The sequence below is a fragment of the Christiangramia lutea genome (genome assembly GCF_022489035.1).
Taxonomy (GTDB): domain Bacteria; phylum Bacteroidota; class Bacteroidia; order Flavobacteriales; family Flavobacteriaceae; genus Christiangramia; species Christiangramia lutea.
In genome coordinates this window covers 1,264,454-1,290,487 of record NZ_JAKVTV010000001.1, presented here as the reverse complement: position 1 = coordinate 1,290,487, position 26,034 = coordinate 1,264,454, and the positions used below count along the sequence as shown (strand labels likewise).

Below are 26,034 nucleotides of genomic sequence, written 5' to 3'. Positions count from 1 at the left end.
AAAAAGGGTCCGCTTCTGCAGACCCTTTTTTATTTGCTTATCTATGATCGCTCTATAGTTCCAGAGCTCTTTTCACATCATTATCCATTAATAGTTCTTCAGGATTTTCCAGAGCTTCTTTTACAGCCACAAGGAATCCAACAGACTCTTTACCATCAATAATCCTGTGATCATAAGACAGGGCCACATACATGATGGGCCTAATCTCTACATGACCATCAATAGCGACCGGTCTTTCCACGATATTGTGCATACCCAGGATCGCACTTTGAGGAGGATTGATAATTGGAGTTGATAACATTGAACCAAATACACCTCCATTGGTGATCGTAAAGGTTCCACCGGTCATTTCATCTACTGTGATCTTTCCGTCACGAGCTCTCAGGGCAAGACGCTTAACTTCTGCCTCTACCCCGCGGAAACTTAAATTTTCAGCATTCCTTATTACAGGAACAGTAAGACCTTTAGGTCCGGAAACGGCAATACTAATATCTTTATAATCATAGCTCACCTGGTAGTCTCCATCGATCATGGAGTTTACTGCAGGATATTCGTCTAAAGCACGAATTACAGCTAAAGTGAAGAAAGACATGAAACCAAGGCTTACCCCATGCTTGTCTTTAAATTCCTCTTTGTATTTCTTTCTTAATTCAAAGATAGGAGACATATCTACCTCGTTAAAAGTAGTTAACATCGCAGTGTCATTCTTGGCACTAACCAAACGTTCTGCCAGCTTACGACGGAACATAGACATTTTCTTCTTCTCTTCTCCCCTCGAACCGGTTCCCGGAGATCCCATAGAAGCTTTAGCCTCTACCGCATCTTCTTTAGTAATGCGACCATCCTTTCCAGAACCTTTTACGTCTTTAGAATCGATACCTTTTTCATCAAGTATCTTCTTCGCTGCAGGGGAAGGACTCCCGGTGGCATAAGTATCATCCTGTTTTTGAGAAGGAGTACTTGATTTTGAAGGTTCTTCAGTTTTCGCTTCAGCTTTATCGCTGTCTTTCTTGTCTTCTTTTGCTTCCTGACGTTCCTTTTCTTCCTGCTCGGCAGATTTGTCGTCTGAATCTCCACCTGGCTTTTCAGCTTCGGTGTCGATTAAGCAAACCACTTCTCCTACTTCAACCACATCACCTTCTTCAGCCTTTAGAGTGATGATACCACTGGCTTCAGCCGGAAGTTCAAGCGTAGCTTTATCGCTATCTACTTCGGCAACTGCCTGATCTTTTTCAACGTAATCCCCGTCTTCTACCAGCCACTGGGCTATTTCAACTTCAGTGATGGATTCCCCGGGTGAAGGAACTTTCATTTCTAAGGCCATGATTGTTATCTATTTTGGTTCCCGAAATTTCAGGAAATTGATTCTTAATTATTTTCTTCTTCGTTTAAATTCTTATCAAAAACACTGTTGATCACGCGTTCGTGGCGTTTTTTGAATCGAACAGCACTACCGGCAGCAGGAGAACCGTAGAATTTACGGCTGCAAACCCTGAATTTGCGCGCTTCTTCAAAGTGCAGTAATAAATGAGCGTACGCTCCCATATTACGAGGCTCTTCCTGTGCCCAAACTATATCGTCTGCATTTTTATATTTCTCCATTAATTCCTTCATTTTTGAAGTAGGTAATGGAAATAATTGTTCAATTCTAACCAGGGCCACATCATCTCTTTCATTCTCTTCTTTATGCTTCAGAAGATCGTAGTAGAATTTACCCGTGCAGAATACCAGGGTTTTCACTTTTTCTACTTTCGCCTCAGCATCATCTATAATCGTCTGGAAACTTCCCTTAGCGAATTCTTCTTTCGTTGAGATCACTTTAGGATGACGAAGAAGACTCTTTGGTGTAAAGATGATCAAAGGTTTTCTAAATTTAGCTTTCATCTGCCTTCTAAGGATATGAAACATATTAGCAGGCGTCGTAACATCTGCTACGTACATATTATCCTTAGCGCAAAGCTGAAGGAAACGCTCCATTCTAGCCGATGAGTGCTCTGCACCCTGGCCTTCATAACCATGCGGCAATAACATCACCAAACCATTTTGCAATTTCCATTTATCTTCTGCGGCAGAAATATACTGATCTATCATGATCTGGGCTCCATTTACGAAGTCCCCGAACTGGGCTTCCCAGATGGCCAGAGTAGTAGGGCTAGCCATGGAATAACCATAATCGAAACCTACAACCCCATATTCTGATAGCAGGGAATTATAAATAAAGAAATCTCCTTCCCTGCCATTTATATTATTATGAAGAATAATTTCTTCTTCACTATCTTCTACTTTTACAACGGCATGGCGGTGTGAGAAAGTACCACGCTCACTATCCTGCCCGGTAAGCCTAACATTGTAACCTTCGCGCATCAAGGATCCATAAGCAAGATGCTCGGCCATGGCCCAGTCCAGCTTATTGTCTTCAAAGTACATTTTCTTCCTGTTGTCTACGAGCTTTTTGATCTTTCTCATAAACTTTTTGTCTTCAGGAAGCTTAGAGACTGCCTCGGCAACCTCATCCAATTTCTCAAGATCGAAAGTAGTATCGATCTCTTTCATCATTTCATCTTCCTGGACATTCTCGAATCCTTCCCACTCATCCTGCATAAAAGGAGTGATTCTGGTAGTCTCTTCTTTTCTAGAATCTTCCAGCTTTTCTTCTAATGCCGCTTTATAGGTATCTTCTAACTTTTTAAGGTAAGCATCATCTGCCACCCCTTCTTTTTTCAGCTTTTCAAAATAGATATCACGTGCATTTTCATGCTTGGCGATCGCCTTGTATAATTTAGGCTGAGTAAATCTTGGCTCATCCCCTTCGTTATGTCCGTACTTTCTATAACCAAGAAGATCTATAAACACATCCCTTTTGAATTTCATCCTGAAGTCTAATGCAAAAAGAATAGCATGAACCACCGCTTCGGCATCATCGGCATTCACATGTAGTACGGGAGAAAGAGTGACCTTCCCTACATCTGTACAGTAAGTTGAACTTCTTGCATCCAGATAATTTGTAGTAAAACCAATCTGGTTATTTACTACAATATGAATAGTCCCGCCGGTTTGATATCCTTCCAGCTGGGCCATCTGAACTATTTCATATACCAGTCCCTGACCTGCGATCGCCGCATCACCATGAACAAGTATAGGCAGCACTTTGGAATTGTCTCGATCAAAATGACGATCCTGCTTCGCCCGGGTGATCCCTTCAACCACTGCTCCTACTGTTTCCAGGTGAGAAGGGTTGGGAGCGATATTTATATTTATTTCATTACCATTATCGGTAGTTCGGCAGGAAGTCCAGCCAAGGTGATATTTAACATCTCCATCAAAAATATCCTGTTCATAATCCTTCCCGTCGAATTCACTAAAGATATCTTTAGCATTCTTCCCGAAGATATTGGTAAGTGTATTCAATCTACCACGGTGGGCCATTCCCATTACAAAATCCTTCACTCCAAGTTCCGCTGCTTTTTCTATAAGCGCATCCAGGGCGGGGATTAAACTTTCTCCTCCTTCAAGTGAAAAACGTTTCTGACCTACATATTTTGTGTGTAGAAAGCTTTCGAAAGAAACCGCTTCATTCAGTTTCTTTAAAATTTGCTTTTTCTGTGTCTCATCGAATTTTGGATGATTTTCATTCACATTAAGCTTTTCCTGGATCCATTCGATCTCTTCAGGCTTTCGAATATACATATACTCGATCCCAATCGATTCGCAATAGATATTTTCAAGATGCCTAATGATCTCTTTTAGAGTGGTAGGACCAATCCCTATAATATCACCAGCATTGAAAGTAGTTTGAAGATCGCTCTCCTCTAAACCGAAATTGCTAATATCGAGGGTGGGTGAATATTTTCTTCGTTCCCTTACCGGGTTGGTCTTTGTGAATAAATGCCCTCTGGTGCGATAACCGTCGATCAACCTGATCACCTGGAATTCTTTTACCACATGGGTTGGTATCTCTCCTTCAGCAAAATTTACAGGAGCTTCACTTAATACTTCCTCTGAAATGCCATCTTGTTGCATCCCAAAGTCGAATCCCTGGAAAAAAGCCCTCCAACTGGGCTCCACGCTATCGGGATATTTTAGATATTGATCGTAAAGTTCTGCGAAATATGCAGTATGAGCAGCATTTAGAAATGAAAATCTATCCATAGAATTGAAACAAATGTTTCTTTTGTTATAAAAAACATAGCAAAAATACAATTTTTAAAAAAAACAGCTTGCAGGCATTATGATAATTCTCTATTGGATTATAGGAATTTTAACAATCGCCTGAAACTCGCATTTCTGCAAGTTAGATGGGATAAATTTTTTAGAAAAATTTTTTTAAACCTGTCGGTCCATCAGTATTTTTCCAAAACTACGAAGCGGTTCCTTCTTCTCTTCGGTCAATTCTATCCTGTCTAGAATTTTAAAAGCTTTATCGGTATAACTTTCTATTTCCTTTCTTGTAAGTTCGGCCGCACCGCTAGATTCGAAAAGGGCTTTTACCGCTTCTATCTTTCCTGAATTAGCGGCTGGAGAAATGGTATATAAATGTTCAAGCTGTAAAGCCTCACTCCTATCAGCAAGCTCTAAGGTTTTCAAATAAAGAAAGGTCTTTTTATTTTCAATGATATCACCACCAGGTTGCTTCCCAAACGTCTCAGGATCCCCAAAAGCATCCAGGTAATCATCCTGAAGCTGAAAAGCAATTCCAAGCAACCTTCCATATTGATAGATCGCATCTCTGCATTCCTGGGAAGTACCGGCAACGATGGCCCCCATTTGAAGTGAGGCACCAACCAATACTGCAGTTTTATATTCGATCATCAATAGATAATCCTCTATACTAACGTTATCCCTGGTCTCAAAATCTATATCGTATTGCTGCCCCTCGCAAACCTGTATCGCCGTTTTGGTGAAAAGCTTGGAAAGCTCTTTAAAAGTATCTCCCTCGTAATTTTCAAAAAGCTGGTAAGCATTAATCAGCATCGCATCCCCGGATAATATCCCGGTATTTATATCCCATTTTTCATGCACTGTTTCCTTACCCCTTCTAATTGGGGCGTCATCCATAATATCATCATGCACCAGAGAAAAATTATGGAAGATCTCGATGGCCAGAGCGGCATCCAAAGCTTTTTTATAATTGCAGTCAAAAATTTCTGTAGCCATAAGAACCAGGACAGGCCTAAGTCTTTTTCCACCTTGTTCAAGTATATAAACCATTGGTTCATACAAATTTGCAGGTTCTTTTACCTTGATTTTTTCGTGCAGGTAGTCTATAATTGCTTCTCTGTACTGGGAAATGGAAAGCATGAAGGAAAAATTTTTTCGCTAAAATACCATAATTGCTAGTATTTCAAATTTTAAGCAGATGTTAAATAATCGTAAAACTTTGGAAACTTTTATTGTTTTTAAAGTTTCCGTGACTTAAATTTGCCGAAAATTTTCTGCAAGTGAGAGAAGCAATTTTAAATACCGCCGCTGAGATGTTCCTCAATTATGGCTTTAAAAGTGTAACCATGGATGATATCGCCGAAAAACTCGGCATATCTAAAAAGACTATATACACTCATTATTCTACTAAAAGTAAATTGGTTTTGGCAACGAGCCATCATGTTTTTGAAAATATTAATTCTGGAATTGAAGAGATCAGAAATAAAAAACAAAATCCAATACAGGAGAATTTTGAGATCAAAAAATTTGTGATACGTCACTTGAAGGACGAGAAAGCCTCTCCTCATTTTCAATTACAAAAATATTATCCGAAAGCTTTTGAGAGCCTCAGAACGAGGCAATTTGACCTACTGGAAAGTTGTATTAGTGAAAATATCCGGAGAGGGATCGAAAGTGGTTATTACCGAGAGGATCTTCCTATCGACTTTATAAGCCGAATTCATTTTGTTGGTATGATGGGTGTTAAGGACAAAGATCTTTTCCCTGTGGAAGAATACAGCCATTCTGAGCTAATGCAGTATTTTCTGGAATATCACCTCAGAGCTATCTGCACCCCAAAAGGAATAAAAATTCTAGAAGAAATTTTAAATGAGAAATAAAACAAGTTTAATATTTAGCCTTTTCCTGATTATTTCTGCGGCATTAAAGGCCCAGGAGGAAGCCCCGAAAATCTATCAGCTATCTATTGAAGAAGCGATAGAATTCGCGATAGAAAATAACTACCAGTCCTTAATCGCCGAAAAAGATGTGGAGATTGCCTTGAAACAAAAATGGGAGATCATTGCGCAAGGACTTCCCCAAATAAATGCCGCCGTAGATTATCAGAATTTTTTAAAACAACCGGTTACCTTATTACCGGCTGCTGCATTCGATAATACCCAAAGCACCATAGATATAGTAGAAGAATATTTTGATAATGCCGAAAGGAACGACACACCGGTAGACACACCGGAAGGTTTTATTCCCGTAAGATTTGGTACCAAGCAAAGCGTTAATGCTACAGCAACCTGGAGTCAGCTAATCTTTGACGGATCTTATATTGTAGGAATTCAGTCTGTGAAAACACTTTTACAGATTTCAAAAAATGCAAAAACCAAGACCGATCTGGAAATCAAAAAAGCGGTTATAAGTGCATATGGAAATGTTCTGCTTGCTGAAGAAAGCGTAGATATCCTGGAGAATAATGTCGAAACGGTTCAGAAGAACTTTAACGACACCCAGAAAATTTATGAAAACGGCCTTGCTGAACAAGAAGATGTTGAACAACTTGAAATCACGCTGCTAAGGCTGAAGAACAATTTAAGCCGCAGCGAACGAATGAGGGATATCGCTTATGAACTGCTTAATCTAAGCCTGGGTATTCCGGTTGAAAACAGGGTGATTCTTACCGATGACCTGGACGGACTGGCCATGAAATATTACGACCCGTCTATACTAAACAGAGAGATCCCTATTGAGGAAAACATTGATTACAGGATTGCAAAGAATTCGGCCGAATCTGCTGAAATTCAGGTTAAACTTCAAAAAGCAAAAGCCCTGCCTACACTTAGTGGTTTTGTGAATTACGGTTACCAGGGATTTGCTGATAGGTTCACTTTCCTAAATGACGACCAGGAATACTTTGGGCAGTCCATCCTGGGAGTAAGTCTTAACATTCCAATTTTTAGTAGTGGAATGAGACATTCCAGAACCCAGCAAAGAGAACTAGAATATGAGCAGGCTCTGCTTGACCTGGAACAAACCGAGAACGACGTGAAACGCCAGATAAATATGGCCAAGAGCGAATATGAATTCTCTATTGAAAATTACCAGACCTCGGTGAGAAATCTTGAACTTGCTGAAAGAATAGAAAATAAGAATCAAACGAAATTCTTTGAAGGTATCGCCAGCAGTTTTGAATTGACCGAAGCACAAAGACAATTATATAATGCCCAGCAGGAGTATTTACAATCTATGTTGGATGTGATCACTGCCAAGGCAGAACTTGAAAATTTACTAGACACGAGAACCTATTCACCAGAAAACTAAAAATAACCTCATCGAAATGAAAAATATATTCTACATCCTGTCACTTTCGCTTCTTTTCTTAAGCGTTTCCTGTGGAGAACCTAAGAAGAATTCCACCGAAGCGATTCTGGAAAGCAATGACCTTGAAAAGATCCAGCAGAAACGTGACGAATTAACTAATGAAATGGTTGCCATTGAATCAGACATCAGGCAACTGGATGAAAAGATCAAGGAAATAAATCCTGAAAAAAACATCCCATTAATCACTTCTTATGAGGTGAAATCTGAAGAATTCAATCATTACCTGGAACTCCAGGGAAGCGTGGAAACCAAAAAGAATGTGGTTTTAAATGCTGAAATGGCTGGAGTCCTGGAAAGGGTTTATGTATCTGAGGGACAAAACGTTTCTAAAGGACAAACCCTTGCTAAAATTGATGACGGAGGTTTAAGTCAGCAATTAGCACAGATGGAAACCCAGCTAGACCTGGCTAAAACTACTTTTGAACGTCAAAAGCGTTTATGGGACCAGCAAATTGGTAGCGAGATGCAATACCTACAGGCTAAGTCTAATTATGAGGGCCAGGTAAATGCGGTGAACCAGATGAAAAGCCAGTTAGCAAAATCAGTAATTACTGCCCCATTTTCCGGAGAGGTGGACGATATAATTACCGAAGAAGGAAACGTGGTATCTCCCGGGCAAACACCAATTTTAAGATTGGTGAATCTTAACGACATGTATATTAAGACCGATGTACCTGAAAGTTATATATCTGATGTAACCGAAGGCAAGAACGTACAGGTAACCTTCCCGGTTCTTGGAGAAACGGTAGAAACAAAGGTGAAGCAAACCGGAAATTACATCAACCCTAACAACAGGACCTTTAAGGCAGAAATTGAGGTTCCAAATCAGAAAAAGGATATCAAGCCAAATCTAACGGCAAGACTGAAAATTAACGATTACACCAATGAAAATGCTATCCTGGTACCCCAAAATATCGTATCAGAAAATGCAGAAGGAGAGCAATACCTGTTCGTGGTTGAGAATATAAATGAAGGAAAAGGGACAGCAAAACAGGTAATTATCGAGACCGGTAAAACCCAGGGTGATAAGATCGAGATCCTGAAAGGACTGGAAGATGGAGACATGGTGATCCAGGAAGGTGCCCGAAGTGTAAAAGAAGGGCAAACCGTGAAATTAATCAACTACTAACAAGGCATTTATGGCTAAGAAAAAAACGCATTTAGAGAAAGAATTCCCCCTTTCTTCATGGGCTATCAAGAATAAGACTACCATTTATATTGGGATGATCCTTATTCTGTTCTTCGGAATTTCAGCCTATTTCAGCATGCCCCGTGAGAGTTTTCCAGAGATTAAGGAAACGAAGATCTATGTGAGTTCACTGTATCCCGGGAACACGGCAGAGGATATCGAAAAGCTCATCACCAACCCGTTAGAGGATAAATTAAAGACGGTAAGTAATGTGGTGGAGATCATCTCTACCTCTCAGGAAGACTACTCGATGATCACCGTTGAGTTTGACGAGGATATTTCGGTAGAACTTGCCAAACAAAAAGTGAAGGACGAAATAGATTCTGAAACTTCAAGTGAAGACTGGCCTACATTCAACGGCGCAAAGGTAGAACCTAACGTCTTTGAGCTAAGTCTATCTGAAGAAATGCCAATTCTGAACATTAACATTTCTGGAGATTATCCGGTAATGAAGCTGAAAGAATTCGGTGAATACCTTGAAGATGAAATAGAAAACCTTCCCGAAATCAAAAAGGTTGATATTCGAGGTGCCCAGGAAAAAGAAATTGAGGTAGCGGTTGACATTTACAAGATGATGGCGTCCTCGGTGAGTTTTAACGATATCACAAGTGCCATTAGCAATGGGAACATGACCATGTCTGCCGGCAACTATATCGCCAGTGGACAAAGGCGTACCATTAGGGTGCTTGGAGAGATCGAAAATCCCGAAGAGCTTGAAAATTTTGTTGTAAAATCTGAAGATGGCGATAATGTTTATTTGAAAGATATCGCAGACATCAGTTTCAAAGCAAAAGACCGAACCACTTATGCCAGGGAATTTGGTGAAAGCGTGGTGATGCTGGACGTAAAGAAAAGATCTGGAAAGAACATGGTGGAAGCTGCTGAAAAGATCGAGGAGATCGTAGAAGATGCCAAGGCCAATGTTTTCCCATCAAATCTTAAGATTTCGATTACCAATGACCAGTCTTCGAAAACCATAGGACAGGTAGATGACCTGGTTAATAATATCATTTTCGGTATTATACTAGTGGTAACGGTTTTGATGTTCTTCCTGGGTTTCAAAAACGCACTTTTCGTAGGATTCGCTATCCCAATGTCTATGTTCATGTCCCTGATGATCCTGAATCAATTAGGGTATACTATGAACACGATGATCTTATTTGGTTTGATCATGGGTCTCGGGATGCTTGTGGATAATGGTATTGTGGTTGTTGAAAATGTTTACCGACTCATGGATGAGGAAGGTTACAGCAGGATCGAAGCGGCCAAGGAAGGAATTGGAGAGATCGCCTTCCCTATTATAATCTCCACAGCCACTACCGTTGCAGCCTTTATTCCGCTAGGATTATGGCCGGGACTAATGGGGCAGTTCATGATCTATTTCCCAATTACACTGTCGGTGGTTCTGGGTTCATCTCTATTTGTAGCCATATTTTTCAATTCGGTTCTGGTTTCACAATTCATGAAAACCGAAGACAGGAACATGCCATTAAAAACCATCATTAGGGTTTCCCTGATAATTGTAACAATCGGGTTTGCGATCTTCTTCTTCGGAGGAGAATACAGAGCCCTTGGCTCCCTAATGATCTTTACGGCTATCATGGTTTGGGTTTACAGGCTGGTACTTCGAAAAATGGCTAATAATTTCCAGAAAAGTTCTTTGGTTAAATTAGAGAACTGGTACGAAAGAAGACTAACCTCATCTTTCAGAAAAAAACGTCCATACTGGATCGTTGGTGCGACATTTTTATTACTTATCGTCGCCTTTATGGCCTTTGGAGCTTCCCTTGCGTCCCAGCGAACCAAGGTGGAATTTTTCCCGGATAATAAGCCTAACCAGATCATTGTATATATCGAATATCCGGAAGGTACCGCCATTGAGAAAACAAATGCGATCACCAAAGAGATAGAGAACCGTGTATATAATATCCTGAATAGTCCGGAATATATGGACAATGGTTACAATTTCCTCGTAGAAAGTGCAGTTTCTCAGGTTGGTGAAGGTGCCGGAAACCCTCAAACCGACGGAGGTTCAGCAGCTGAAATGCCTCATAAGGGGAAGATCACTGCTTCTATGAGAGAGTATAAATACCGTAGAGGGAAGGATAGTGAGGTACTTCGTCAGAAAGTTCAGGAAGCTTTAGACGGAATCTATCCCGGTGTTCTCATTTCGGTTGAAAAAGATCAAAATGGTCCGCCCGCTGGAGCTCCAATTAACATTGAACTTGAAGGAGAAAATTATAATGAACTGATCGCGACTGCAGAGCAGATGCGAAAATACATTAATAGCAAGAATATACCTGCGATCGATGAATTAAAGATCGATGTCAACAAAGATAAGCCTTCCATGCTGGTTGAAGTAGACCGGGAAAAAGCAGGAGAGTTAGGTGTTAGCGCAGGCCAGGTTGGTCAACAACTACGAAACTCCATTTTTGGTACCAAAGCCGGTGTTTATAAAGAGGGTGGCGAAGATTATGATATATATGTGAGATTTGATGAAGACAGTCGTTATAACAATAGCGCCTTATTCAATCAAACCTTAACTTTTAGAAATAATAAAGGGCAGTTAAGAGAGATTCCATTATCTGCGGTCACTTCCAAGAGTAACAAATCTGGATTTAGTGCAATTAAGCACAGGGATACCCGAAGGGTGGTGACGGTATATTCGGCATTAACTCCAGGTTATACCGATGCTGGTGCCGCAGTAAGTCAAATTCAGAACGAAATGAGGAATTTCCACGGGATTCCTGATAATATTAGTATTGATTATACAGGACAGCTGGAAGAACAGAATAAACAACAGGCATTCCTGATGGGTGCTTTCTTTAGTGGTCTTGGACTTATATTCCTTATTTTGATATTCCAGTTCAATTCTATTTCAAAACCACTAATTATCATGATCGCGATATTCCTGAGTTTGATTGGTGTATTCGGCGGAATTGTGATATCAGGTGCTCCTTTTGTAATTATGATGACCATGATGGGAATTATTTCCCTCGCCGGAATCGTGGTTAATAATGGGGTAGTCCTTCTTGATTATGCTCAGCTCCTTATAGATCGAAAAAAGTTGAGAATGGGTATTCCAGAAGATGAATATTTGCCAAAGAATGAATTGCTGCTCACGATCATTAAAGCTGGAAAGGCTCGTTTAAGACCTGTATTATTAACGGCCATAACCACGATTTTAGGATTGATTCCCCTGGCAATTGGCCTTAACCTTGACTTTTTCTCACTTTTCGATCAGTTCAATGCGAACATCTATTTTGGTGGGGATAATGTTATTTTCTGGGGACCTCTTGCCTGGACAGTAATTTATGGATTGATGGTTGCCACTTTCCTTACCCTTATCATTGTTCCATTATTGTTCTATATCGCAATGAGGATCAAGATGTGGGTGCATAGTAAAAGATCCAGTTCAGAAACCACTGAAACCAGAGAACCTTCAGAAGTAGAGTTCGCTGAATGATAATTCATCAAATGTGGAGAATAAAAAAAGCCCGAAGCGATGCTTCGGGCTTTTTTTTTAAAGTTCCTTTAATGCAGTAAAGATCATTGTTTTCTTCTCACTAGATAAGCTATTGGTCATCGCGAGCCAATCTTCGAACAGATCAAAACTCCACCTCTGAAGGTCTGTTCTGTTCGAGTCTAAATATTCTTTAAAGGAAACTAAATAATCATTATCAACGGTATCTTGAAGAATAGAATCTACGATTTTAAATAACCTTCTTATAACCAATTCGTCATTAGCAATGAATTCAAACTTCATTAATTCATCCATGTAATTAGAAGCCTCTTCAAAATCTTCACTTATATAAAATACTTCTAAAAGGCTTAACTGCTCCAGATAATTTATCCTATCACTCTCTCTGCTTTGTTCAATCTTTTTTCTATAATACTCTTTTGCATTCGTAAAATATCGACGAGCCAGATCATCTTTACCCAGCTTTTTAGCAAGAAGGCCAGTAGATGTCCAACTACTTTTATCAAACCTTCCAGAAAAATATTCCAATCCTTCTAAAGCATCGAGGCTATCACCAACTTTTAATTGTAATTCTGCTCTTTCTTTAAAATGAGGAATTATATAATTAAGAATATAAGGCCCCCTAATTGTATCCTGATAAATAGCCTTATCGTAGTAGGTGATCGCCTTTTCATATTCTTTATTTTCCCTTAAAGCACGGGCATAATCTGCCGGCCGTATATTCTCAGCGGTATATGCACTGTCAAGTATAAATGCCTTATTAAAGATCTCGATGATATTTTTCTTATCACTTTTATACTTCTTGGCGTATGCGTAATCCAAATAAGCACTAGCCATACTTTCTGACCTTTTGATATCTTCAAATTCAACATATCCGAAATCTTCAGCGAACACTAAAAAATCTTCACTATTGTTGAAGGAATAAGAAAGTCTGTCAGCTTCACTTAAGCTAAAAGAAATTTTTTCCAGGTATGGCGCTTTTAAAATTTGTTCTGGAATAGAGTCTATAACGCTACCGCCCAGCTCAAGAGTTTCACCTAGAAAATTTTCCCAGCCCACATCCGGTAAATTGTGAACTCCCACACCTCTCAATTCCGTTCTGTATTTTTTTGATGGCAGTTTTAATAAAATCTGAAATAAATTTTCAGAATCTAAAGTGCTTAGATCTTTAAAGTAAAGCCTTTTAATATTTGCAAGTTTTGAAAAACTTTCCGGAATTTTTCTTATTCGGTTAAATTCTCTTTTTCTGTTTTTATTGAAATCACTGTTTTCTGTAATTGATACATAGCTAATTTCCTGACCTTTATTTCCTCCAAGAATAAAATCTTCAAGGGCTATCATATTCCCAATATCTTCAGGAAGTGCTTCAATATCATTATAAGAAATATTAAAAATTTTAAGTTCTCTTAACTGAGTTATGGACCCCGGAAGGGATTGCAAATAATTATCTCCGAGATTTAAATTTACAAGGTTTTTTAACTCTCCAAAATCCGACGGTAAGCCTTTTAATTTATTTGCATTTAAATTGAGATCCCTCAGATTTTTAAGTTGGGTAAAATCATTTGGTAATTTCTCTAACTGATTAAAGGCTAAATTAAATTTCTCAAGCTTACGAAGTTCACCTATTCCAACCGCAATTTTTGCAACTCTATTTTTTGCCAGGTCCAGTTCTTCCAGGTTCTTTAAACTACTTATATCTCTTGGAATCTCTGAAATGTGATTTTCATTTAGTTTCAGAATTCTAAGATCTTGTAGTTCCTCTAGACCTCCTGGCATTTCTGAAAGATTTGAATATCCTAAGTCTAAAATTTGCAAATTTTGAGCCGAGCTTAAATTGATGCTCTCTAACTTTTCGGAATGTATGGTAAGAGACTTTAAATTATTAAGTTCATAAGCAAAGGGAGTGATCTCATATGATATAATTCCATCCAATTCTAATACTTCAAGATTATTAAATTTCTCAAAGCTTATTTCCGTGGTATCGGTTTTCAGGCTGGTCCATTTAATTTTTTTTAAACTAGATGGCAGCACATCCATTAGATCTGCAATCCTATCAATATTACAATTAACCAATTCTAGACTCTCCAATTTATCAAGTTTATCTATAGCGGTTAAATTCTCCCGGTTGAGATTTGTATAATAAAGTTTAAGATAATTTATACGGGGAAAAGTAGATTTGGCTAATAATCCAATATCTTTTTTAATATTTTGAGGCTCCAGGAATAACGTATTTAGCTGGTTCATTTCCTGTATTCCATCTGGAAAAGAAATATTCGTATAGCCTAATAACTTCAAACCCTCTAAGTTTTTTAAACCTGTAATATTTTCTGGGATTTTTAGTTCATCGTTAACATGCGACAGTCCCAAATATTTTAGTCTTGATAAGTTCTTTAATTCTTCGAATAGCGATTGAAGATCGATTTCGAAAGAACCTGATATTTGGAGATATTTTAAATTTTTAAGCTGGCCAATTTCAGAAGGAATTACTAATTCTTCAATCTCCTTATTTCTCCCAATGCTTAGGCCTGTTTTAATTTCCAAGAATTCCAATTCAGGAAACTTTTTTAATTCTCTTATCTGATTTTTTAAAGTGTCATTAGATTGAAAAGAAATGAAGACATTTTTGATCTTTAAACTATCCACTTTAGATTTTTCATAAAACTTCGAATTATGTTCACTAAAATCTAGGATTGCTTTATCTTCCTGCCCCTGCACAAAACCAGGTAAACCACGATTTCTAATATCATGGGAAAAAAAGCTCTTGGCTAGAAAACTATTATCTTCATTTTCCTGCCCTGAAGAAAGATTGAAAAAGGCTAGGAATAGGCTAAGTAACAAGAAACGGAGAGACATAAAAGGTTTATTTTTCGGATAATTTTGGAATTTTCACTAAACTAAATAAAAAACCCCGGAGCGATGCTCCGGGGTTCTTAATATAAAATTTATTTTTTTCTATTGATTGCTAACCAATGAACTCTCGCTTTTCCAACTATTTACACTAGCAATTACGCTATTTTGATAGTCCACTTCAGTAAGTTTATCTTCAGACCAGAAAAACCATTTTCCGCTTTTCTTACCATTCTCGTAATTTGCGATGGCTGTCTTTTCACCATTTTGGTCGTAAGAAACCCACTCCCCGTGGAGTCTGCCGTCCTTGTACGTACCTTCCTGTTTAACACTTCCATCTTCATAATAAAACGTTCCTTTGATTAAATCTCCCTGCTTTTCAAAAACAGGTTTAGGGTCTTTATCTTGGGCCATAGCAACGCTTCCAGTCACGAATATCGCCGCCATCAATATATTCTTTATAGTCTTCATAGGTGCTTTTTATTAACGTTTACATTACAAATATACACAAAGTTTACAGATAATCAATATTTACGTAACATTAAGTTAACATTGAAAGGTTTAAATCCTTGCTTTCAGAACCTTACAAACTTCACCTGAGTTAACATAGAGGTTTACTCGAATAATTTTTAGGTGGGAAAGGTTCAGTAAAACTGTTTAACTTCTTACTTTTGTGCCCATTCTAAATTAAAAGGATAAAATGTACAGAAGTCATACCTGCGGTGAACTTAATGCTCAGCAAATTGGAAACAAAGTAACCCTCTCTGGATGGGTTCAAAAAGTTAGAAATAAAGGATTCATGATCTGGGTAGATCTGCGAGATCGATACGGAATTACCCAGCTGATATTTGATGAAGAAAGATCTTCCAAAGAGCTTATGGATAAGGCAGGTAGCCTGGCCCGGGAATTCGTGATCCAGGTTGAAGGTTCTGTTATAGAAAGAGAGTCTAAAAATCTAAATATCGCCACAGGAGAAATTGAAGTTCTTGTAGAAGACTTCAAAATTCTGAATTCTTCTAAAACTCCTCCTTTTACTATTGAAGATGAAACAGATGGTGGGGAAGATCTTAGAATGAAATATCGCTACCTGGATATTAGAAGAAATCCGGTGAAGAATAAATTAATGTTCCGCCACCAGGTTGGCATGAAAGTGAGAAATTACCTTTCAAATGAAGGCTTCATCGAGGTTGAAACTCCTTACCTGATTAAATCCACTCCGGAAGGTGCCCGTGACTTCGTGGTACCAAGTAGAATGAACGAAGGTCAGTTTTACGCCCTTCCTCAATCTCCCCAAACCTTCAAACAACTATTGATGGTAGGCGGAATGGACAAGTATTTCCAAATCGTTAAGTGTTTTAGAGATGAAGACCTTAGGGCAGATCGCCAGCCGGAATTCACCCAGATAGACTGCGAGATGGCATTTGTAGAGCAGGAAGATATCCTGAATATTTTTGAAGGTTTAACCAGGCATTTATTAAAGGAAATTAAAGGTGTTGACGTAGCGGAGTTCCCTAGAATGACCTATGAGGACGCCATGAGAAAATACGGAAATGACAAACCAGATATCCGTTTTGGAATGGAGTTCGCTGAAATGGATGAGCTCGCTAAAAATAAAGGTTTCAAAGTATTCGATCAGCAGGAACTAGTTGTTGGGATCGCGGTTCCAGAAGCAGCTTCATTTACCAGAAAAGAGATCGACAAATTGATCTCATGGGTGAAAAGGCCTCAAGTTGGTGCAAACGGACTGGTTTGGGCAAAATATAACGAAGACGGCAGTTTAAAATCTTCCGTAGATAAATTCTTTTCACAGGAAGATCTGAAAGCTTGGGCTGAAGCTTCTGGTGCAAAACCAGGTGACCTAATCCTAGTTATGGCGGGTAATGCAGATAAAACCAGGACCCAGCTTAGCGCCTTGAGAATGCATTTAGGAAACGAACTTGGTCTTAGAAAAGCTGATGAATTTGCTCCGCTTTGGGTAGTAGACTTTCCTCTTCTGGAATGGGATGAAGAAACCGAAAGGTTCCACGCGATGCATCATCCATTCACCTCTCCTAAAAAAGAAGATTTTGCTTTACTAGAAACAGAACCGGGTAAAGTTAGAGCGAATGCATATGACCTTGTTTTAAACGGAAATGAAATTGGTGGTGGTTCTATCCGGATACATGACAAGGAGACGCAATCTCAAATGTTCAAATATCTTGGGTTCTCTCCAGAAGAAGCTAAAGAGCAATTTGGATTCCTAATGGATGCCTTCCAGTATGGAGCTCCGCCACACGGTGGAATTGCATTTGGATTTGACAGATTGGTAGCCATCTTAGGTGGGCAGGAAAGTATTAGAGACTTTATCGCTTTCCCGAAAAATAATGCGGGGCGTGATGTAATGATCGATGCACCGGCAAAACTTGATAATAAGCAATTAGCCGAATTACATCTTCAATTGAAATTATAAATATTTAATCCCGCGTATTGCGGGATTTTTTATATTCATAAGCTAATTCCCTAAAGGTGGCAAAATTTGGTAAATCTTTGTTGCATAAATTCCTGAACTGGAAATCCAGGAATCTTTCGCATCGTCAATTCCTTATGATCATAAGTGCGATCATAGGTTTCATTGCCGGGATATGCGCAGTCACCATTAAGAACTCAACACATTTTATTCAGGTACTTTTAAAGGGCGATCCGTTTATTAATTATCATAATGCCTTTTATTTTATATTTCCTGTGATAGGCCTTCTAATTGTATATCTTATAATTAAGTTCATCATTCGGAGGAAAATAGGCCAGGGAATCCCTTCTACGCTTTATGCTATTTCAAGACAAAAGGGTATCATGAAGCGATTCCAGATGTATTCCTCCTTAATCACGGCACCTATAACGGTGGGTTTCGGAGGCTCGGTTGGTTTAGAGGCACCAACCGTGGCTACAGGTGCATCTATAGGCTCCAATTTATCCAGACTATTTTTGCTAAATCAAACCACCCGTACACTTTTAATAGGTTGTGCTGCTGCCGGAGCCATGTCTTCGATCTTTAATGCACCAATCGCAGCCATAATTTTTGCCATAGAAGTCTTCAGCCTGGACCTGACATTAACCTCTCTGCTTCCTCTTCTTATTGCTTCAGTATCGGCAGTACTTACTTCTTATTTTTTTTACGGAAGTGAAATGATCCTGCCTTTTTCTCTTGAGGATGCGTTTACCATTTCTGAAGTGCCCTATTATATATTACTTGGAACACTAGCTGCCGGCTGCTCTATCTATTTTACAAGAGTTCATTTCAGGCTTATGAAACTAATGTTCCAGATCAAGTCTAAAATTCTAAGGCTGCTAACCTCAGGACTTCTTTTGGGTTTGATCATTTATTTCATCCCACCACTGTACGGGGAAGGTTACAGTGTAGTGAATAATTTACTCCAGGAAAATTATCTGGAAGCGCTCGGAACAAACCTTTTTAACGCATACCTGGAAAACATCTGGGTAGTGATCATATTATTAACCGGCCTGGTATTATTTAAGATCATAGCAACCTCCCTTACTCTTAGCGCCGGTGGTATAGGTGGTATTTTTGCCCCTGTGATGTTTATGGGAAGTGCCATGGGGCACGGGTTCGCGTTGCTTTTAAACAATCTGGGGTTATTCGATAACCAGATCTCAGTAAGTAATTTCACCCTGGTAGGTATGGCAGGATTGATGGCGGGAGTTCTTCATGCACCACTCACTGCGATCTTCCTAATCGCAGAGCTCACCCATGGATACGAACTTTTTATCCCGCTTATGATCACTGCCGCGATCTCCTACATGATCACCAGTAAATTTCAGCCACATTCGGTATATACCATGGAACTGGCACAAAGAGGCGATTTACTAACGCATGATAAGGATCAAACAGTTCTCACTCTTATGAATATCTCACAAGTGATCGAAAAGAACTTTATTCCGCTCGAGATCGATATGAATCTTGGAGATGTGATCCATCAGGGAGTGGTAAAATCGTCCCGTAATATTTTTCCGGTGATCGACGAAAATCGTAATTTCATGGGGATCATACTTCTGGACGACATCAGGCCAATCATGTTCAACGAGAAGCTCTATGACGAAGTTAAGGTGCAGGATATCATGCAACAGGCCCCAGAGATCATAGATCTTGAAACAGACCGAATGAAGGCCATCATGCAAAAATTCCAGGAAAGCAATGCCTGGAATCTACCTGTTGTAAAGGAGGGAAAATATGTAGGTTTTATATCTAAATCGAAAATGCTTACGGCCTACCGCAAGAAATTAATAGAAGTAACGGTTTGATCGAAAACCGGAAATTCAAAAAATAATACAGAAATGAAGCTTTTTATGAAAATATTAGGAATTGCCATCCTTATCGCAATTGGTGTTGGTTTCTATTTCAGACTTAATGACCAGATCCTTACCGGAGACAGGATAATTGGTCTCGCAGTTCTGGCAAGTGCGTTTATCCTAATGCCCATCTTTCTTTACGTACGTTGGAGAGGTAAAAAATTAAAGGATTATACCCTTTCTGAAGATAATCTAAAGAAGATGAGGGAGAAGGGTATTGATTAGGGCGTTAACATAAAAAAAACACAAAAAAATCTGATTTTCAGAGGATTCTAAAATATTATCTAGTATGTTTGTGCTTTATTAATTATTATTTTTTATGCAAGGCACAGTAAAATTTTTCAATGAATCTAAAGGTTATGGATTCATTACCAACGACGACACCAAAAGAGACATTTTCGTACACATCACTGGTTTAAACGGTGAAACTATCCAGGAAGGTGATAGAGTTGAGTACGAAGAGACAGAAGGAAGAAAAGGAGTGAACGCTACAGAAGTACGCGTGATCGAATAATATATTTTTTCTGAGAGAAATTAAAAAGCCGCTTTAAAGCGGCTTTTTTTATGCATTTTCCTTTAATGTATTCCCCACTCCTTCAAGCATGGTTTCCACCATTTTTTCAAGGTCGAATTCAGGGTCCCAGCCCCAATCCTCACGGGCCGAACTATCATCTATACTTGATGGCCATGATTCAGCAATCTGCTGTCTGAAATCTGGCTCATAATTTATCTTGAAATTATCGATATGTTTTTTGATCTCTTCGGCAAGGATTTCAGGAGTAAAACTAATCGCCGCCAGGTTGTAAGAAGACCTTATTTTAACCTTTTCAGCCGGTGCTTCCATAATATCTACGGTGGCCTTAATGGCATCGTCCATATACATCATTGGCAGGGCCGCATCATGATCTAAGAAACTGGTATATTCAGAATTTTTTAAAGCTTCATGAAAGATCTCTATGGCATAATCTGTAGTTCCTCCTCCAGGAAGCGTTTTATAACTTATAATTCCTGGATACCTGATGCTACGCACATCCACCCCGAACTTATTATAGAAATATTCGCACCAGCGCTCACCGGTTTGTTTACTAATACCATAAACCGTTGTTGGCTCCATGATGGTTGTTTGCGGAGTCTTGTCTTTTGGTGTGGTAGGCCCGAAAACAGCAATACTAGATGGCCAGAAGACCTTGTCTATTTTACCATCTTTGGCAAGGTTCAGAACATGAAATAAAGAATCCATATTCAGTTCCCAGGCTTTCATAGGAGCCTTTTCTGCAGTCGCACTAAGCATAGCCGCCATAAGATAAACCTCTTTCACCTCATATCTCTCAATGATCTCCTTAAGGTGAGACTCATCTGTTGCATTCAAAATTTCAAAAGGACCCGATTGCATTAATTCCTTTGCTCCTTCCCTGATGTCACTGGCTACCACGTTCTGGTCTCCATGAATCTCTCTTAACTTCAGCGTAAGTTCAGTACCAATTTGTCCACAGGCACCTATTATCAATATTCTACCGGCCATAGATTAAATTTTTTGCAAATATATTTAATTATAGAGAGGAAATCGCAATCTTGAGATTTTCTTAGGTCATTCTGTTATAAAATCTTCAATGAATTTTATTTTCTTAAGATCTGTAAATAATGAATAACTTTGTAGAAGACCGGATATCCACATGAATAAATTTATCTTCTTAATCGCTGTTTTTATCCTCATTTCCTGTAAAACCGACAAGGATGCAGATAATATGGCCGAAAACAAAATCGACACTACCGCTTTTCAAAAACAACTTGATTTTGAAAACCCAGATTATATCCTTGAGCCTGAGGCCAGGGAATATGCCCTGAAATGGATCGAATATATTACCGCTCAAAACGAAATTAAGAACCTGGAGAACGCAACCGTTAATGAAATAAAGAACAATGCAGGTTCCATTGCCCAGATCATGGAATCCTTAAAGAATTCTGTTCCAGACAGTCTGAAATCTACTGCTGTGGAAGCCCGGTTAAACGTAGTAAACACCAAAGCTCAGTTACTAAAGCAATATTCCGGGAGACAGGATCCGGACGCTGAGGATATCGCTAAAACCAGCCAGGAACTTCACCTTGAATTCAATAATCTGAAACTACAAATGAATGAGATTTTCCTTAAATCTCTGGAAGATTTTGAGGAAGAACTGGAACAGTTCGAGGAGCTGGAAAATGAACAAAAGCAGGATAGCATTTCTGATTGATTTAAATCAACATCTAAAAACCTTAACTTAATACAAATTATTCCGATGAAGAAATTAATACTATTAACAGCTATCTTAATTGGTTCATGCTCCATTTATAATTTGCAAGCTCAGGTAAAGAATTCAGAGAAAAATATAAAGGCGGTAAAAAAACAGGTTAATAAAACCATTGGAAAATGGCACAAAGCTGCCGCGAGAGCCGATTTTGATGATTATTTTCAGTTGATGACCAAGGATGCAGTCTTTATTGGTACCGATGCTACCGAAAACTGGAGCCTGCCAGAATTCAAAAAATTCTCCAAACCATACTTCGATTCAGGAAAAGCATGGAGCTTCTCAACCTTAGAGAGGAATACGTATATACATGAAAATCTGGGAGTAGCCTGGTTTGATGAATTGCTGGATACACATATGGGTATTTGTCGTGGTTCGGGTGTTTTGATGAAAGAGGATGGTAAATGGAAAATTGATCATTATGTACTTTCCATTACCATTCCTAATGACAATGTGGATGAGATCACCGAAATAAAGAAACAGTTCGACGAAGACCTTATCCAGGAAATCAAAAAGAACTAACTTTTAAGCCCTCTTTTTTTTTCTAAATTCTCAACCTCCAGATTTTGATTCCGTTTTCTCAGAATTTGAACCACAGTTTTTTACGACCTAAAACTTTAAAAATTCCTTTGAAATAAAGACTGTTTTTTTACTTTAGCGTTCCTATATTATTAACCCTAATTAAAGAATGAAGAAATTAAACAAAGTTCTTCTAATGTCTGCAGTTGGTGCCGGTTTATTCACCGCGTGTAACGACGACAAGAAAGTAGAAGAAAAAGAAGAAATCCATGGGATCAATCTTGCTTACATGGACACCACCACAACCGCAAAAGAAGATTTTTTCCGTTACGTTAATGGTGCCTGGCTGGACAGCACCGAGATCCCTGATGACCGTACAAGATGGGGAAGTTTCGATGAACTTCGCCAGAGAACAGACGAGGACGCCCTGGCCCTTCTGGAAAAAACTGCCAATAGCGATAGCCTTGATGGCAATTCAGATCAAGGTAAGGCGGTATACCTTTACAAAAGTATTATGGACACCGTTTCCAGAAATAAGCAGGGTGTAGAACCTGTAAAACCATACCTGGCAAAGATCGATAAAATTCAGTCTAAAGAAGACCTTCAGAACTTCTTAGTTGAAATGAGCGAATACGGGAGCGCCGGATTTTTCTCATTTAATGTATTTGCAGACAGTAAGAATTCAGATATGAATGCGGCTTACTTAAGCCCTTCAGGTTTAGGTCTCCCAGAAAGAGATTATTACCTGCTTGATGATTCAGATTCAAAAGACACCAGAGAAAAATACAAGACATATATAACAGATATGCTTCAGTATATAGATTACTCTGAAGAAAAAGCTGCCAATGCTGCTGAGACCATCCTTACTTTTGAAACCAGACTAGCAGAACCACGTCTTGATAAAGTGGAGCGCCGTGATGCCAGGAATACCTATAATCCTATGACCGTTGCTGAAATCCAAAAGATGACCCCGGCATTTCAGTGGAATTCATACTTCGAAGGGATTGGAGCAAAGGACCTGGATACCGTTATAGTTTCTCAGCCAAAATACATGAAAGCTTTACAAGAGCTATTAGCTGAAAATTCAGTTGAAGATTGGAAGACCTATTTAAAATGGGATCTTTTCAATAATGCTGCATCAGCATTAACTACAGAGCTTGAAAAAGAATCCTGGGAATTCTATAGCAAAACACTAAGAGGAGCAAAGGAACAAAGGCCTAGAAACGAAAGAGCTCTAGGTAGTATTAATGGAATTCTTGGAGAGGCTCTGGGTAAATTATATGTTGCCGAGCATTTCCCACCACAGGCCAAGGAGACTGCAAAAGAAATGGTAGATAACATCCTTAAGGCCTATGAATCCCGTATTAATAACCTTAGCTGGATGAGCGAGGACACCAAGAAAAAAGCACTTGAAAAACTAAGCACCTTCAATGTGAAGATCGGTTATCCAGATGAATGGAAAGATTACAGTGATCTTGAAATAGTTTCTCCTGAAGAAGGCGGTTCTTATTTCCAAAATATGCTGAATGCACAAAAGTGGAGAGTAGCAGAAAATATGGCTGAACTTGGACAACCTGTTGACAAAACAGAGTGGTTCATGCCTCCACAAACCGTGAACGCATATTATAATTCTCGATACAACGAGATCGTTTTCCCGGCGGCTATTCTTCAGCCACCTTTCTACGATTACAAAGCTGATGCTGCTGTAAATTACGGTGGAATTGGAGCTGTAATTGGTCATGAGATCTCACACGGATTCGATGACAGCGGTGCTCGTTTTGATGCTGAAGGAAACCTTAACAACTGGTGGACAGATAAGGATCTTGAGCAATTCGAAGAGCTAGGAAACGATCTGGCTGAGCAATACTCTGCCATCGAGGTAATGGATAGCGTTTATATTAATGGTAAGTTCACTCTAGGTGAAAACATTGGTGATCTTGGTGGTGTAAATGCTGCCTACGACGGACTTCAGATACACCTGAAAGAAAACGGAAACCCGGGAGAGATCGATGGATTCACTCCAGAGCAGCGTTTCTTCCTTTCATGGGCGACCGTTTGGAGAACCAAAATGCGCGATGAAGCATTGAGAAACAGGATCAAAACCGATTCTCATTCTCCTGGAATGTACAGAGCTTATGTGCCGCTTCAGAATATCGATGCCTGGTATGATGCCTTCGCCATTGAGGAAGGTGACGCGATGTATGTAAAACCAGAGGAAAGAGTTAGAATCTGGTAATTCACCAATATAATATTTAAAAAGGCTGGTTAAAAACCAGCCTTTTTTATTTCATATTAGTTTATTGACTAATTTTCAAAGCAGCATTATGCTGAACTTGTTTCAGTATCTCCTGTAAACCCTGAAACGAGTTCAGGGTGATATTACCAGTAATAGATTGCTTAATTGTTTAATAATGAAAATATATACAATCATATTTCTATGCCTGATTTTTTCAATCGCAAATAATAAAAAAGAAGCAGATTTAAGACAGTTCCAGGAAACTGAAAATTTTGACTGGATTCTTGGAGAGTGGATAAGAACGAATGGAAAGAAAGAACTAATTACCACAGAAACCTGGAAGAAAACTTCAGTTAATATTTATGAAGGTACTGGTTTATCCATGAAAAATGGTGAAAAGGTATTCAGAGAAAATTTGAGAATTCTGAAAAAGAAAAATGATTGGGTGTACGAAGTTACCGGCGTAAATGCAGATACTACAAATTTTATGCTGACTTCAATTTCCGAGGATTCTTTTACCGCAGTGAATCCCGAAAATCCTTTTCCAAAGGAGATAAATTACCGAGCTGAAAATGGAAATTTGATCGCTGAGATCTCAGATGACGGGAAAAGAATAATATTTGAATTCAAGAGGTCTGATCAGAAATAGAGAAATGCGTCTTGGATATGCTCTACTCTGGTTCCGGCCTTGTTCTTGATAATGGCTATAATATCGAATCTTACTTCCACATCCAATCCCGACTCTTCCACGTAGTGATTTATAGCCTTGACCAGTTGTTTTATTTGTTTTGGCTTTACGAAATCCTGCGGATTTCCAAATTCTGGAGTACTCCTCGTTTTCACCTCAGCAGCAATTAAGAGATTTCCTCTTTTTGCAATAATATCGACCTCAGCTTTATGAAAACGGTAATTTTTCTCAAGGATCTCGTATTCCTTCAGTCTGAGATACTCCATGGCCAGCTCCTCACCTTTTCTACCAAGTTCATTATGCTGCGCCATGATCTGTCGTTTTTTATATCGCGTAATTGATCATTATTGATCCAACCTTAAGATCCAATGTTTCTATTTCTTCCGGAGTTGCCTCTATGATCTTATCCCCATAGAATTTATTGTCTGGCTTATTTTCAGGTTTTAAGAATACTCTCAATCCGCTTTTTTCCAGTTTCCCACCATTCCAGTCTACCGCTCCGCTATAATCCCAGCCAAATCCATAAAAAGATACTTTCTTTCCATTCATTTTGTTTAATTCAGCATAGGTAGTACCAATATTTACTCCGGTTTCAGACCTCCATTTTCCATTGCTGGAATATCTTAGATCGTGAATATCCTTTCTGTCCTTATCCTGCCAGGTAATATGTAGTTCATTTTCAGTTCCCGGATAAAGGATAGTGAAAGGTCTTTCTTCAGTCCCTTCTTCAAACATATCTGTCCCTTCCTCGATATTCGCATCAGGGTAATTCCTTGAAAGGTCCTCAGAATCCATCTTTCCAAGATTTTCAATATTAAACTTTGAACTACTTCCGGAAGTTCCTTTTTTTGTACTATTACAGGCAGCCATAAGTACCACGGCAAGGATGATTAAGATTTTACGCATTATGTTTCAATT

General features: G+C 39.0%; 20 protein-coding genes. 12 read left to right on the top strand and 8 right to left on the bottom strand.

The features are described 5' to 3' along the window. Nucleotides 1–52: 52 nt before the first annotated feature. From odhB to ML462_RS05840, 3 genes are all read right to left on the bottom strand, one after another. Nucleotides 53–1,324, bottom strand: a complete 1,272-nt coding sequence (gene odhB / locus ML462_RS05850; RefSeq protein ID WP_240712815.1) for a 2-oxoglutarate dehydrogenase complex dihydrolipoyllysine-residue succinyltransferase — start codon at nucleotides 1,322–1,324, stop codon at nucleotides 53–55. A gap of 44 nt (nucleotides 1,325–1,368) precedes the next feature. Further along, nucleotides 1,369–4,149, bottom strand: coding sequence for a 2-oxoglutarate dehydrogenase E1 component (locus ML462_RS05845; protein ID WP_240712814.1), 2,781 nt, complete (start codon nucleotides 4,147–4,149; stop codon nucleotides 1,369–1,371). A 174-nt stretch (nucleotides 4,150–4,323) separates the two neighbouring features. Continuing rightward, nucleotides 4,324–5,298, bottom strand: coding sequence for a polyprenyl synthetase family protein (locus tag ML462_RS05840; protein ID WP_240712813.1), 975 nt, complete (start codon nucleotides 5,296–5,298; stop codon nucleotides 4,324–4,326). Nucleotides 5,299–5,438: 140 nt separating this feature from the next. Here ML462_RS05840 and ML462_RS05835 point away from each other — a divergent pair, with 140 nt between their 5' ends. The 4 genes from ML462_RS05835 to ML462_RS05820 are packed head-to-tail and all read left to right on the top strand — an operon-like array spanning nucleotide 5,439 to nucleotide 12,182. Further along, nucleotides 5,439–6,038 (top strand): TetR/AcrR family transcriptional regulator, encoded by a 600-nt coding sequence (locus ML462_RS05835; RefSeq protein ID WP_240712812.1) that lies wholly within the window; start codon nucleotides 5,439–5,441, stop codon nucleotides 6,036–6,038. After that, entirely contained in the window at nucleotides 6,028–7,467 is a 1,440-nt protein-coding gene (locus ML462_RS05830; RefSeq protein ID WP_240712811.1) for a TolC family protein, read from the top strand. The genes ML462_RS05835 and ML462_RS05830 overlap by 11 nt, the downstream gene beginning before the upstream one ends. A 16-nt stretch (nucleotides 7,468–7,483) precedes the next feature. Beyond that, a complete protein-coding gene (locus ML462_RS05825; RefSeq protein ID WP_240712810.1) occupies nucleotides 7,484–8,656 on the top strand; it encodes an efflux RND transporter periplasmic adaptor subunit in 1,173 nt (390 codons plus the stop codon). Between the two features lie 10 nt (nucleotides 8,657–8,666). Beyond that, on the top strand, nucleotides 8,667–12,182 hold the full coding sequence (locus ML462_RS05820; protein WP_240712809.1) for an efflux RND transporter permease subunit: 3,516 nt from the start codon (nucleotides 8,667–8,669) through the stop codon (nucleotides 12,180–12,182). 57 nt (nucleotides 12,183–12,239) lie between these two features. Here the strand turns inward: ML462_RS05820 and ML462_RS05815 are convergent, their stop codons facing one another. Together ML462_RS05815 and ML462_RS05810 are read right to left on the bottom strand one after the other, a co-directional pair. Further along, nucleotides 12,240–15,050 carry a leucine-rich repeat domain-containing protein gene (locus ML462_RS05815; protein WP_240712808.1) on the bottom strand — a complete coding sequence of 937 codons (2,811 nt, stop codon included), beginning with the start codon at nucleotides 15,048–15,050 and terminating at the stop codon, nucleotides 12,240–12,242. Nucleotides 15,051–15,149: 99 nt separating this feature from the next. After that, entirely contained in the window at nucleotides 15,150–15,515 is a 366-nt protein-coding gene (locus ML462_RS05810; protein WP_240712807.1) for a toxin-antitoxin system YwqK family antitoxin, read from the bottom strand. Between the two features lie 229 nt (nucleotides 15,516–15,744). Here ML462_RS05810 and aspS point away from each other — a divergent pair, with 229 nt between their 5' ends. The 4 genes from aspS to ML462_RS05790 all read left to right on the top strand — a co-directional run bounded on the left by aspS (nucleotide 15,745) and on the right by ML462_RS05790 (nucleotide 19,902). Then, the gene (gene aspS / locus ML462_RS05805) at nucleotides 15,745–17,493 is read left to right on the top strand and encodes an aspartate--tRNA ligase (RefSeq protein WP_240712806.1); all 1,749 of its coding nucleotides are present in this window, start codon (nucleotides 15,745–15,747) and stop codon (nucleotides 17,491–17,493) included. A 56-nt stretch (nucleotides 17,494–17,549) separates the two neighbouring features. Then, entirely contained in the window at nucleotides 17,550–19,340 is a 1,791-nt protein-coding gene (locus tag ML462_RS05800; protein ID WP_240712805.1) for a chloride channel protein, read from the top strand. Nucleotides 19,341–19,385: 45 nt separating this feature from the next. After that, entirely contained in the window at nucleotides 19,386–19,613 is a 228-nt protein-coding gene (locus ML462_RS05795; RefSeq protein ID WP_240712804.1) for a hypothetical protein, read from the top strand. A gap of 94 nt (nucleotides 19,614–19,707) precedes the next feature. Beyond that, complete coding sequence (locus ML462_RS05790; protein ID WP_072553653.1) at nucleotides 19,708–19,902, top strand: cold-shock protein; 195 nt, start codon at nucleotides 19,708–19,710, stop codon at nucleotides 19,900–19,902. Nucleotides 19,903–19,950: 48 nt separating this feature from the next. Here the strand turns inward: ML462_RS05790 and ML462_RS05785 are convergent, their stop codons facing one another. After that, entirely contained in the window at nucleotides 19,951–20,910 is a 960-nt protein-coding gene (locus ML462_RS05785) for an NAD-dependent epimerase/dehydratase family protein (RefSeq protein WP_240712803.1), read from the bottom strand. A gap of 151 nt (nucleotides 20,911–21,061) precedes the next feature. On the opposite strand from ML462_RS05785, the gene ML462_RS05780 reads away from it, so the two are divergent. The 4 genes from ML462_RS05780 (at nucleotide 21,062) to ML462_RS05765 (ending at nucleotide 25,077) form a co-directional block, all read left to right on the top strand. Next, the gene (locus ML462_RS05780; protein ID WP_240712802.1) at nucleotides 21,062–21,619 is read left to right on the top strand and encodes a hypothetical protein; all 558 of its coding nucleotides are present in this window, start codon (nucleotides 21,062–21,064) and stop codon (nucleotides 21,617–21,619) included. Between the two features lie 45 nt (nucleotides 21,620–21,664). Beyond that, nucleotides 21,665–22,195, top strand: coding sequence for a nuclear transport factor 2 family protein (locus ML462_RS05775; protein WP_240712801.1), 531 nt, complete (start codon nucleotides 21,665–21,667; stop codon nucleotides 22,193–22,195). A 166-nt stretch (nucleotides 22,196–22,361) separates the two neighbouring features. Continuing rightward, on the top strand, nucleotides 22,362–24,428 hold the full coding sequence (locus tag ML462_RS05770) for a M13 family metallopeptidase (protein ID WP_240712800.1): 2,067 nt from the start codon (nucleotides 22,362–22,364) through the stop codon (nucleotides 24,426–24,428). Between the two features lie 175 nt (nucleotides 24,429–24,603). Continuing rightward, a complete protein-coding gene (locus ML462_RS05765; protein WP_240712799.1) occupies nucleotides 24,604–25,077 on the top strand; it encodes a DUF6265 family protein in 474 nt (157 codons plus the stop codon). On the opposite strand, the gene ML462_RS05760 is transcribed toward ML462_RS05765, so the two are convergent. Together ML462_RS05760 and ML462_RS05755 are read right to left on the bottom strand one after the other, a co-directional pair. After that, complete coding sequence (locus ML462_RS05760) at nucleotides 25,068–25,427, bottom strand: YraN family protein (RefSeq protein WP_240712798.1); 360 nt, start codon at nucleotides 25,425–25,427, stop codon at nucleotides 25,068–25,070. The genes ML462_RS05765 and ML462_RS05760 overlap by 10 nt on opposite strands. A 13-nt stretch (nucleotides 25,428–25,440) precedes the next feature. Then, nucleotides 25,441–26,022 carry a hypothetical protein gene (locus tag ML462_RS05755; RefSeq protein WP_240712797.1) on the bottom strand — a complete coding sequence of 194 codons (582 nt, stop codon included), beginning with the start codon at nucleotides 26,020–26,022 and terminating at the stop codon, nucleotides 25,441–25,443. Between the last annotated feature and the right edge of the window lie 12 nt (nucleotides 26,023–26,034).